The organism is Bacillus sp. AP50, from assembly GCF_040492675.1.
In the GTDB taxonomy this organism is placed as follows: domain Bacteria; phylum Bacillota; class Bacilli; order Bacillales; family Bacillaceae_G; genus Bacillus_A; species Bacillus_A cereus.
Map to the genome: position 1 here is coordinate 1 of NZ_JBEUTW010000017.1, position 11,991 is coordinate 11,991.

Here is an 11,991-nt window from a genome sequence, read left to right on the forward strand (position 1 = left end):
TCTAGTTTTGAAGGAATATGCATTAAAATTTCTTCTTGACATTTCGAAAGAAATGTTTATAATGATAAAAGTCTGGTAATGATGGCAGAGAGGTCACACCCGTTCCCATACCGAACACGGAAGTTAAGCTCTCTAGCGCCGATGGTAGTTGGGACCTTGTCCCTGTGAGAGTAGGACGTTGCCAGGCTAATATTATTCCGCAGTAGCTCAGTGGTAGAGCTATCGGCTGTTAACCGATCGGTCGTAGGTTCGAGTCCTACCTGCGGAGCCATTATGCTTCCATAGCTCAGCTGGTAGAGCACTTCCATGGTAAGGAAGAGGTCACCGGTTCAAGCCCGGTTGGAAGCTTGGGAATAGGTTTAAAACTTTTTTGGCCCGTTGGTCAAGTGGTTAAGACACCGCCCTTTCACGGCGGTAACACGGGTTCGAATCCCGTACGGGTCACCACTTTTGGAGGATTAGCTCAGCTGGGAGAGCACCTGCCTTACAAGCAGGGGGTCGGCGGTTCGATCCCGTCATCCTCCACCATATATATTTAAAATGTCGGAGGGGTAGCGAAGTGGCTAAACGCGGCGGACTGTAAATCCGCTCCTTCGGGTTCGGCAGTTCGAATCTGCCCCCCTCCACCATTTTCTTTAAAATAACCTGAGAGGGTTTATTTTTTTGAAAAGATAACCATACTAGTAAATATTAATGGGCTATAGCCAAGCGGTAAGGCAACGGACTTTGACTCCGTCATGCGCTGGTTCGAATCCAGCTAGCCCAGCCATTTACGAGCCATTAGCTCAGTTGGTAGAGCATCTGACTTTTAATCAGAGGGTCGAAGGTTCGAGTCCTTCATGGCTCATCATTTTTGCGGAAGTAGTTCAGTGGTAGAATACAACCTTGCCAAGGTTGGGGTCGCGGGTTCGAATCCCGTCTTCCGCTTAATTAATAAGGGGCCTTAGCTCAGCTGGGAGAGCGCCTGCCTTGCACGCAGGAGGTCAGCGGTTCGATCCCGCTAGGCTCCATCTAAATAAAAAAGCTTACATCATATGATGTAAGCTTTTTTTGTGTTTAAAAAGACAACTTTTATACTTGTCGTTTAAAATGAAGAAAACGTAAAAATAAGGGATGGGGAGATAATTGTGAAAGTTGTTATTGCATCTGATTCATATAAAGAAAGCCTAAAAGCTATAGAAGTATGTGGAGCTATTGAAAGAGGTTTTAGAGCAATTTTTCCTAATGCAGAGTATGTGAAAATACCAATTGGAGATGGAGGAGAAGGGACGGTTGAATCACTTGTTGATGCTACAGGGGGGAGAATTATATCAATTAGTGTGACAGGACCGCTTAGAGAAGGTATACAAGCTTTTTATGGCATTTCTAAAGATAAAAAGACAGCGTTTATTGAAATGGCAGCAGCATCAGGATTACAGCACGTTCCAGTTGAAAAGCGCAACCCACTTATTACAACGACAAAAGGAACAGGAGAACTTATATTACATGCGCTAGATCAAGGAGTGGAGTACATAATTTTAGGACTTGGAGGAAGTGCTACAAATGATGGTGGGGCAGGTATGTTAGCAGCTTTAGGAGTAAGATTTATAAATGACAAGGGTGAAGTAATAGATCCATCTGGAGGCACATTACATTCGATTGTTGCTATTGATTTTTCACGAATGGACCCCCGCTTAAAGGGGGTAAAGATAGAAGCGGCATGTGATGTGGATAATCCATTAGTCGGAATGCAGGGAGCATCTTTCATATTTGGGAGACAAAAGGGTGCAAATGTAGAGATGATGAAAGAGCTAGATGAGAATTTACAACATTATGCGAATATGCTTAAACGATATGTATCTTTTGATGTATCTGAAATACCTGGTGCAGGGGCAGCGGGAGGAATGGGAGCGGCTGTTATTTCAGTGTTAAAGGGAGACTTGCGGAGGGGCATTGAAATTGTATTAGATTATACAAATTTCGATAAACATATAGAAGATGCAAATCTCATTATAACTGGTGAAGGTAGAATAGATAGACAAACTGCATATGGAAAGGCTCCTGTGGGTGTTGCGGGGCGTGCAAAACGTTTTTCTGTGCCTGTAATTGCTATTGGAGGGTCTGTATCATCTGATTATTCAGCTGTGTACGAGAAAGGAATAGATGCGGTATTTAGTATTACAACGAGACCGATGACACTAGAAGAAGCATATAAAGTAGCAGAAGAAAATATTGAAATGACAACAAAAAATATTGCAATAGTATGGAAAATAGCATCAGAAAAACACTTCTAAATGTAGGAGTGTTTTATTATTATTATTTAATAATAGTGATTGCGATTGTTTCATTAAGTTAACTTTATACATAGAATAGTCTTGAAATTTGGTTTTCAGTATGAATATAAGTGAATAAATTGTATATCCATACAGAAAAATGTCGAGTTGAGTCAGACTATATAAAAGATTTAAAATATTTAGTGAAGGCATAAAAGGGGGATACTATCTATGAAAAAAGAAATCTCAGTTATTGGAGTTCCAATGGATTTAGGACAGATGCGTCGTGGAGTTGATATGGGACCGAGCGCGATCCGTTATGCAGGGGTAATTGAAAGAATTGAAGAAATTGGATATGACGTTAAAGATATGGGAGATATATGTATAGAGAGAGAAAAAGAGATAGATGAAAATACAAAATTAAGAAACCTTACACAAGTTGCAACTGTATGTAATGAATTAGCAAGTAAGGTGGATCATATTATAGAAGAAGGTCGTTTTCCACTTGTATTAGGTGGTGACCATAGTATTGCTATCGGTACATTAGCTGGTGTAGCAAAACATTATAAAAACTTAGGCGTTATTTGGTATGATGCACACGGTGATTTAAATACAGAGGAAACTTCACCATCTGGAAATATTCATGGTATGTCACTTGCAGCAAGTTTAGGTTATGGACATTCTTCACTTGTAGATTTATACGGAGCATATCCAAAGGTGAAAAAAGAGAATGTCGTAATTATTGGTGCGCGTGCATTGGATGAAGGAGAAAAAGATTTCATTCGCAATGAAGGTATTAAAGTGTTCTCAATGCATGAAATTGATCGTATGGGGATGACGGCTGTTATGGAAGAAACAATCGCATATTTATCTCATACTGATGGTGTACACTTATCATTAGATTTAGACGGTCTTGATCCTCATGATGCACCAGGTGTTGGAACGCCTGTAATTGGCGGTCTATCTTATCGTGAAAGTCATTTGGCGATGGAAATGTTAGCAGAAGCTGATATTATCACATCTGCTGAATTTGTTGAGGTAAATACGATTTTAGATGAGAGAAATAGAACGGCAACAACAGCAGTTGCTTTAATGGGTTCTTTATTCGGTGAAAAACTAAAATAAATGTAAGAAAAGCAACTGAGAAGTTGCTTTTTTTATTTGAAAATAGGCGTATAATAATGATTTATATTATACTGTACAATAAAAATGTTTGACATCTTACCAATTTGAGCTAAAGGGGGTTGTTTGTAATTGTCGTTTGTTTCATGTATGGTATAATTAACTAGTTGTTGGAAATACATACAGATAGAGCATAAAACAATATTTCAATATATGGATAGAATTGCTCGTAAGTAGGAGGAAGGGATAGCATGCCTTTTGAAGATACGACCATTTTGAAATATCTTAGTACGGCATTAGATATTGCCATTGTATGGTTTATTATATATAAGCTAATTCTTATAATCCGAGGGACGAAAGCTGTTCAACTTTTAAAAGGGATTACAGTTATTATCGTCGTTAAGATGATCAGTATTTTCCTTGAATTGCGTACGCTATCTTGGCTAACTGAACAAGTATTAACGTGGGGATTTTTAGCCGTTATTATTATCTTTCAGCCAGAATTGCGAAGAGCACTTGAGCAGCTAGGGCGCGGAAGTTTATTTTCGCGTGTTGGAACGCATGAGGATGATGAACCTGAAATGGTTGCAACAGCGATAGCAAAAGCAACCGAATATATGGGGAAACGTAGAATTGGTGCATTAATTACTTTGTCAAAAGAGACCGGTATGGGTGATTATGTGGAAACGGGTATTCCGCTGAATGCAAACGTATCATCGGAATTACTTATTAATATTTTTATTCCAAATACACCTCTTCATGACGGAGCGGTAATTATGCAAGGAAGTACAATTAAAGCAGCAGCATGCTATCTTCCATTATCAGAAAGTCCGTTTATTTCTAAAGAATTAGGAACTAGACATCGTGCTGCAATGGGAGTTAGTGAAGTTACTGATAGTATTACAGTAGTTGTGTCTGAAGAAACTGGTCAAATTTCTTTAACGAAAAATGGTAAGTTGCATCGTGATTTGAAGACAGAACAGCTGAAGGATATGTTATTAGCTGAATTTAGTGGAAACGAAAAAACGACTTCTTCGTCTTTATGGAATTGGAGGAGAAAGCGTCATGGATAAGTTAATGGAGAATCATTGGTTTTTAAAAGGGATCTCATTACTATTGGCGTGTATGCTTTTTATGTCAGCGACGTTAACTGAAAAAAATACGACATCAGGTATATTACCTTTTGCAAATGATACGAAAGAAACATTAACTAATTATGCTATTAATCTTAAGTATGATGAGGAGAAATATATTGTAAGTGGTATTCCGGCAGAGGGCGTTAAAGTAAAATTAGAAGGCCCAAAAGCATCAGTTGCTACAGCAAAAGCAAAAAAACAATTTGACATACCGGTTGATTTGCGAGATAGTCCAAAAGGAACTTATGAGATTTCTTTAAAAACGAACGGGCTTCCAGATGATGTGAAAGGAACAGTTCAGCCATCAACAATTAAAGTTACTCTTCATGAAAAGGCGAGAAAATATGTTCATGTAGATCTGAAATTATCAAATGAGGATCAGATGCCAGCGGGGGCTACTCTAGAAAAATCAAGCCTTAAACCGGATACTGTTGAGGTAGTTGGGACGAAAGAAGAAATTGAAAGCATTTCATCTGCCAAAGCGTATGTTGATTTAAAAGGTGTTAATAAAACTGTTACAAAAACGCCCGAAGTTACATTATACAATAAAGAAGGAAAACGTTTAAATGTAAGAACAAGTCCATCTAAGATTAGTGTAACGTTGAATGTGGCAACGCAAAATACAGCCAATAATACTGAAAAAACTGTTCCTGTAACGTATACGAAGAAGGGGAGTTTAGCAGAAGGATTGGCGGTTACAAATATCAGTGTTGAACCGAGAGAAGTAACGATAGCTGGTCCAAAAGATATTTTGGATAATATACAATCGCTAGAGGGGGTCGAAGTAGATCTTAGTCAATTGACAGAGTCTACAACATTCGATGCCTCTGTTTTATTACCCAAGGGTGTAACAAGTGCCAAACCGAATCAAGTGAAGGTTTCGGTGGGAGTGCAAAAAACAAAACAAACGAAAACAAAAACGATTGATGGTATCCCAATCCAGAAAAATGGACTTTCTAAAGATGTTACTGCTCAGCTACTTTCGCCGCAAGATGGAAAGATAAGTGTTGATATTTCAGGAGAAGCAAGTATAGTAGATAAAATAACAGCTGCTCAAATAACAGCGGTAATTAATCTGCAAAATGTATCTCCAGGAACGAAAGATATTTCAATTCAAGTGAGTGGTCCTGGTAATATTTCAATAGAGCCAAAACAAAAAAGTGCTAAAGTTACTATTGTGAAGAAAGAAAAACCAGATAAAGAAGTACAGGGTAACGGTCAACAACCGGATTCAAACACCGATCAAGAAAATCAAAATGAGAAACCAAAAAATCCTGAACCTGATTCAGAAAAAGAACAGGAAAAGAATCAAAACCAAAATCAAAATCAAGATAAAGATAAAGATAAAGAAACGAGTCAAGAACCAACAGTAGATAATCACAATCAAAAAGAGCAAGAAAAAGGAGCGAATCATAATGGGTAAATATTTTGGTACAGATGGAGTACGCGGAGTTGCAAATAAGGAGTTAACACCTGAATTAGCTTTCAAAATTGGACGTTTTGGTGGTTATGTATTAACAAAAGATACAGATCGTCCAAAAGTAATTATTGGTCGTGATACACGTGTATCTGGCCATATGTTAGAAGGAGCTTTAGTAGCAGGGCTATTATCAACTGGAGCAGAAGTAATGCGCCTTGGCGTTATTTCTACACCGGGCGTTGCTTATTTAACAAAAGCACTAGACGCACAAGCGGGTGTTATGATTTCTGCATCTCATAATCCAGTACAAGATAACGGTATTAAATTCTTTGGTTCAGACGGCTTTAAATTAACAGATGAGCAAGAAGCTGAGATTGAAGCTTTATTAGACAAAGAAGTTGATGAACTACCACGTCCGACAGGTACTAATCTTGGACAAGTGAGTGATTACTTTGAAGGTGGACAAAAATATTTACAGTACATTAAACAAACTGTTGAAGAAGATTTCTCTGGCCTACATATCGCTTTAGATTGTGCACATGGTGCAACTTCTTCTCTTGCTCCATACTTATTTGCAGACCTAGAAGCTGATATTTCAACGATGGGAACTTCTCCAAATGGTATGAATATTAATGAGGGTGTAGGATCTACACATCCAGAAGGCTTAGCTGAATTGGTAAAAGAAAAAGGTGCGGATATCGGACTTGCTTTTGATGGCGATGGCGACCGTTTAATTGCTGTAGACGAAAAAGGAAACATCGTTGACGGTGATCAAATTATGTTCATTTGTGCGAAGTACATGAAAGAAACTGGTCAATTAAAACATAATACAGTTGTTTCAACTGTTATGAGTAACTTAGGTTTCTACAAAGCACTTGAAGCAAATAATATTACAAGTGATAAAACAGCAGTTGGTGACCGCTACGTAATGGAAGAAATGAAGCGCGGAGGTTACAACCTAGGTGGAGAACAATCAGGCCATATTATCTTACTTGATTACATTACAACTGGTGATGGAATGTTAAGTGCACTTCAACTTGTAAACATCATGAAAATGACGAAAAAGCCATTATCTGAGCTTGCAGGGGAAATGACGAAATTCCCACAATTGCTAGTAAACGTTCGTGTAACAGATAAAAAATTAGCATTAGAAAATGAAAAAATTAAAGAAATTATTCGTGTTGTAGAGGAAGAAATGAACGGTGATGGCCGTATTCTTGTTCGCCCATCTGGAACAGAGCCACTTATTCGTGTAATGGCAGAAGCACCAACACAAGAAGTTTGTGATGCATATGTACATCGCATTGTAGAAGTTGTGAAAGCCGAAGTTGGCGCTGAATAATTAGCTGAATTTATATGAAAAAGGAGCACAAAAAGTGCTCCTTTTTCATATGTTTTATAGACGATGAAAAAAATTTCATTGACGGTTTATCCATGTTTGTTATAAGATGGTCTTGTTCTTTTTCTCAAAGGAAATATTGTAAATTATAAAAGCGCCAGAACTACAAATAGTGTAGTTGACGAGGTGGGGTTTATCGAGATTTCGGCGGATGACTCCCGGTTGTTCATCACAACCGCAAGCTTTTACTTAAATCATTAAGGTGACTTAGTGGACAAAGGTGAAAGTGTGATGAGAGAAGAGGAACGGATGAAAACTAGCTGTATAAGTATATACGGACTTAAACCCAATCGAGAGGAAGGTGAAAGCCGTTACAAGCTTACAGGGCTAGCAATATGTAATCCGTTTTTTAGTATAAATAAAAATGGTATCGGACTATGTCGTTACATGTTCGCAGAGCAGTGTAAGCATTTGTAACGGCGACTAAACATGTGTGGAATCGTAGGATTTATTGGAGAGCAAGATGCAAAGGAAATTTTATTAAAAGGTTTAGAAAAGCTAGAATATCGTGGATATGATTCAGCAGGTATTGCAGTACAAGCAGAGAACGGTGTTGTTGTATACAAAGAAAAAGGCCGTATCGCAAAACTTCGTGAAATCGTAGATGAGAACGTAGCAGCAAGCGTAGGTATCGGACACACACGCTGGGCTACACACGGTGTTCCAAGTAAAGTAAACGCGCATCCGCATCAAAGTACATCAAAACGCTTTACATTAGTTCATAACGGTGTAATTGAAAACTATGAATTAGTGAAAAAGGAATATTTACAAGATGTAACGTTCGTAAGTGAAACAGATACAGAGGTTATCGTACAGCTTATGGAACAACAAGTGAGCACAGGATTAAGTGTAGAAGAAGCGTTCCGTAATACGCTATCTCTTTTACATGGCTCTTATGCAATCGGATTACTTGATGCTGAAAATCCAAACATGATTTATGTTGCTAAAAACAAAAGCCCGCTATTAGTAGGTGTTGGTGACAACTTTAATGTTGTGGCAAGCGACGCTATGGCGATGTTACAAGTTACAGATCAATTCATTGAGTTAATGGATAAAGAAATCGTAATCGTAACGAAAGAAAGTATTACAATTAAAAACTTACAAGGTGAAACGATTGAACGTGCACCGTTTACAGCGGAATTAGACGCAAGTGATATTGAAAAGGGAACATATCCTCATTTCATGCTTAAAGAAATCGATGAGCAACCACTTGTAATCCGTAATATAATTCAAAAGTATCAAGATGAAAATGGCGAAATTGAATTAAATCAAGACATCCGCAATGCGATTTTAGATAGCGATCGCATTTACATCATTGCATGTGGAACGAGTTATCATGCAGGTCTTGTTGGAAAACAATTTATCGAGAAGTTTGCAAAAATGCCAGTTGAAGTACACGTGGCAAGTGAATTCTCTTACAACATGCCATTATTAACAGAAAGACCATTCTTCATTTACATTTCACAAAGTGGTGAAACAGCTGATAGCCGTGCAGTACTTGTACAAACAAATGAAATGGGGCATAAAGCATTAACAATTACAAACGTGCCTGGTTCTACGCTTTCTCGTGAAGCTGATTATACACTTCCGTTATACGCTGGACCAGAAATTGCAGTTGCATCAACGAAAGCTTACACAGCACAGCTTGCAGTACTTTCAATTTTAGCGGCTGATATTGCTAAAGCAAAAGGTGAAGTTCTTGATTTCGATTTAACACACGAACTAGGACTTGTAGCAAATGCAATGATAGAACTTTGTGATCAAAAAGAAGAAATGGACGCATTAGCAAAACAATTTTTAGCAACAACGCGTAACTGTTTCTTCATCGGCCGTAGCGTAGACTTCTACGTAGGATTAGAAGGTGCGTTAAAACTAAAAGAAATCTCTTACATCCAAGCAGAAGGATTCGCTGGAGGAGAGTTAAAACACGGTACAATCGCTTTAATTGAAAATGGTACACCAGTTATCGCACTTGCTACACAAGAGCACGTAAACCTTGGAATTCGTGGTAACGTGAAAGAAGTAGTAGCACGCGGGGCTAACCCATGTATCATCTCAATGAAAGGCTTAGAAATGGAAGGTGACAGCTTCGTATTACCAGCTGTACACGAAGCGCTAGCACCGCTAGTAGCAGTTATTCCATTACAACTTATCTCATACTACGCAGCACTTCACCGCGAGTGTGACGTTGATAAGCCACGTAACTTAGCTAAGTCTGTTACTGTTGAGTAGGAGATTGGTAGGTTAATAAATATAGTTATAGCTTTAAAATAAATTTACAAATTTGCACCCCTTTAGATATTTTATCTAAAGGGGTATTTTTGTGTCGAAAAAGAACATCTAAAATTGATAAGCGGAAAGAGCCCTATAGATTAAAGTTTTACTTTATCGGATTCACTTTTATTTATCTGAATTTTCCGTTACTATTTTAAGTATCCGTGAACAATTTCCTTTATTACGACAAGAAGAGACGGTAGATTCATGGACATTACAAGGGGGCTTATTATATGAAAGTGAAAGCAAAAACATATTTAAGTATAGAAGAGATTATTTCATTACCAACCGTATCAAGTACAAACATAAGTGATGATGGTAAAAACGTAGCATTTGTTAAGAAGACGGCTGATTGGAAAGACAATACATATAGGAATCATGTATGGATATATGAAAAAGATAAGAAGCAGAGTTACCCATTATCAAATGGTGATATAGATAGTACACACCCATTATGGTCTCCAGATGCTAGGTGTATCGCATATCTTAGTCCAGTTGGTGACGGGGAAAATCAGATATTTGTTAAGTCACTAGATGATTATAGAGAGGTTCAAATTACTGATGAGAAAGAAGGAGTCAGTACATTCAAATGGGGTCCTACTGGCAAGGGTCTTTATTATGTTACGCAGTCAAAAGAATGTGAAGAGATAAAGAAACGTAAGGACCTATATGGAGATTTTCAACATATAGGTAAGGAACACCAGAATAATTGTTTATATTACATTGAAATAGAAAAGGTGATACAAAGTGATACAGATGAACACGAGAACAGAGTTGTTTATCAATTAACGGATGGTAAGGACTTTCATATCCATGAATTTGATATTTCAAATGATGGTAAAAAGGTTGTATTTATAACGACACCAAGCTCAAATATGGCAGATTATATAAATGGAGATCTATACATACTCCATATTAAAGCTGGAGAGCTACAAAAGCTGAATGTGGATAAGTTGTTGGGAGGGAGTGTTTGCTTTTCTCCTGACGGCAGTAAAATATGTTACACAGCAAGCATAAGAGAGAAGGATTACTATAGAAACCATATACAAGATAGTACGTTAGAGATATATGATATGAATACTGGAGAGGTAATTCAGCCTCTAACAAACTTTGATAGTACAGTTATGCCATTACAGTGGACAGCTAAAGGAATTTTAATTAGATGGCAGGATAAAACGAATTATCGTATTGGATTACTAGCTGAAGATGGCACTGTGGAAGCATTAAGCGACAAGATAGATGGCTTTATAATGGATGCCTCTATAACAAAGGATGGAAATCATATAACCTATAATAAGGCTATAACAAATGAAACCTTTGAAATCTATTTAGACGATAAAAAAATAACGGATGAAAATAGCTTTTTCAAAGGGAAACTTAAAAGTAACAGGGAAATCATCTCATGGAAAAGTAGTGATGGTCTTGAAATAGAAGGTGTTTTATCAACGCCAGTAGAGTTTGACACTAATAAAAAATATCCTTTATTAGTAGTAATTCACGGTGGTCCGGCTTGGGCATCTTTTCCGATATTTTCAGACTGCTTCAATGAGAAATATCCGATTGAACAGTTTGTTGAAAAAGGCTTTATCGTTTTAGAACCAAATTACAGAGGAAGTTCAGGTTATGGTAATGAATTTTTAAAAGCTAACTATAGAAAACAGGGGATTGCTGACTACGACGATGTTATATCAGGAGTTGATAAACTAGTTGATCAAGGGATAGTAGATAAAGATAGAGTAGGAGTTATGGGATGGAGCAATGGTGGATATGTATCAGCTTTTTGTTCTACATTTAGTAGCAGGTTTAAAGCTATTTCAGTTGGCGGTGGAATAACTAACTGGAGTACCCATTATGTAAATACAGATATACCTTACTTTATTAGAATGTATTTAGGAAATACTCCATGGAATGATCCAGATATATATACGAAGACATCACCTATGACGTATATTAAATCAGCTTGTACGCCTACCTTAATTCAACATGGGGAAAAGGATGCAAGAATTCCGATTACAAATGCATATGATCTATATCAAGGATTAATGGATATGGAAGTTGATACAGAATTAATTATATTTAAAGGAATGGCATATAGTTCTGACCAACCAGGAGTTCATGTGGCTATTATGAAGCAGAACTTGATGTGGTTTTCACACTATATGCTTGAAGAGAGTATGGAGGGTTTTAGGACTTTGTAATAGATGTTTGTACAAGACATATGATTGAAACGGTCTTCATATTGAGATGATTTATTATAAAATATATACTTAAACTACTATCAGTACATACATCAGGGAGGACTAATATGACAGGAAATAAAAATGACTTACTAGTAGAAAAACGTGAAGAGTTATTGAAAGTATTGCAAGCACGTTTTGAGAAAAACAT

8 protein-coding genes, 9 tRNA genes, 1 rRNA gene and 1 pseudogene are annotated in these 11,991 nt (G+C 37.4%); all 19 read left to right on the plus strand.

Annotated elements, in window-relative coordinates:
- Window positions 1-71: 71 nt before the first annotated feature.
- Window positions 72-187, plus strand: a 5S ribosomal RNA gene (gene rrf / locus ABWK52_RS02155).
- Window positions 188-196: 9 nt separating this feature from the next.
- Window positions 197-271, plus strand: a tRNA-Asn gene (locus ABWK52_RS02160).
- A gap of 4 nt (window positions 272-275) precedes the next feature.
- Window positions 276-348, plus strand: a tRNA-Thr gene (locus ABWK52_RS02165).
- A gap of 24 nt (window positions 349-372) precedes the next feature.
- Window positions 373-447 (plus strand) — tRNA-Glu (locus tag ABWK52_RS02170).
- A 5-nt stretch (window positions 448-452) separates the two neighbouring features.
- Window positions 453-528, plus strand: a tRNA-Val gene (locus tag ABWK52_RS02175).
- Between the two features lie 17 nt (window positions 529-545).
- Window positions 546-629, plus strand: a tRNA-Tyr gene (locus ABWK52_RS02180).
- Window positions 630-694: 65 nt separating this feature from the next.
- Window positions 695-769: transfer RNA gene (locus ABWK52_RS02185), tRNA-Gln, on the plus strand.
- A gap of 5 nt (window positions 770-774) precedes the next feature.
- Window positions 775-847: transfer RNA gene (locus ABWK52_RS02190), tRNA-Lys, on the plus strand.
- 8 nt (window positions 848-855) lie between these two features.
- Window positions 856-927: transfer RNA gene (locus ABWK52_RS02195), tRNA-Gly, on the plus strand.
- A 10-nt stretch (window positions 928-937) separates the two neighbouring features.
- Window positions 938-1,010 (plus strand) — tRNA-Ala (locus ABWK52_RS02200).
- A gap of 117 nt (window positions 1,011-1,127) precedes the next feature.
- On the plus strand, window positions 1,128-2,273 hold the full coding sequence (locus ABWK52_RS02205; protein WP_098542248.1) for a glycerate kinase: 1,146 nt from the start codon (window positions 1,128-1,130) through the stop codon (window positions 2,271-2,273).
- A gap of 210 nt (window positions 2,274-2,483) precedes the next feature.
- Window positions 2,484-3,377 (plus strand): arginase, encoded by an 894-nt coding sequence (rocF, locus tag ABWK52_RS02210; RefSeq protein ID WP_000711563.1) that lies wholly within the window; start codon window positions 2,484-2,486, stop codon window positions 3,375-3,377.
- Window positions 3,378-3,625: 248 nt separating this feature from the next.
- Entirely contained in the window at window positions 3,626-4,447 is an 822-nt protein-coding gene (cdaA, locus tag ABWK52_RS02215; RefSeq protein ID WP_001115697.1) for a diadenylate cyclase CdaA, read from the plus strand.
- Complete coding sequence (locus ABWK52_RS02220) at window positions 4,440-5,933, plus strand: CdaR family protein (protein ID WP_000359597.1); 1,494 nt, start codon at window positions 4,440-4,442, stop codon at window positions 5,931-5,933. The genes cdaA and ABWK52_RS02220 overlap by 8 nt, the downstream gene beginning before the upstream one ends.
- Window positions 5,926-7,272 carry a phosphoglucosamine mutase gene (gene glmM / locus ABWK52_RS02225; RefSeq protein WP_000521476.1) on the plus strand — a complete coding sequence of 449 codons (1,347 nt, stop codon included), beginning with the start codon at window positions 5,926-5,928 and terminating at the stop codon, window positions 7,270-7,272. Before ABWK52_RS02220 ends, glmM begins: the two co-directional genes overlap by 8 nt.
- Before the next feature lie 288 nt (window positions 7,273-7,560).
- A complete protein-coding gene (locus ABWK52_RS02230; RefSeq protein ID WP_001206405.1) occupies window positions 7,561-7,746 on the plus strand; it encodes a hypothetical protein in 186 nt (61 codons plus the stop codon).
- 12 nt (window positions 7,747-7,758) lie between these two features.
- A complete protein-coding gene (gene glmS, locus ABWK52_RS02235) occupies window positions 7,759-9,561 on the plus strand; it encodes a glutamine--fructose-6-phosphate transaminase (isomerizing) (RefSeq protein WP_000334163.1) in 1,803 nt (600 codons plus the stop codon).
- A gap of 275 nt (window positions 9,562-9,836) precedes the next feature.
- On the plus strand, window positions 9,837-11,801 hold the full coding sequence (locus ABWK52_RS02240; RefSeq protein ID WP_097814017.1) for a S9 family peptidase: 1,965 nt from the start codon (window positions 9,837-9,839) through the stop codon (window positions 11,799-11,801).
- 107 nt (window positions 11,802-11,908) lie between these two features.
- Window positions 11,909-11,991: pseudogene (locus tag ABWK52_RS02245) on the plus strand (DUF4256 domain-containing protein); the annotation flags it as partial.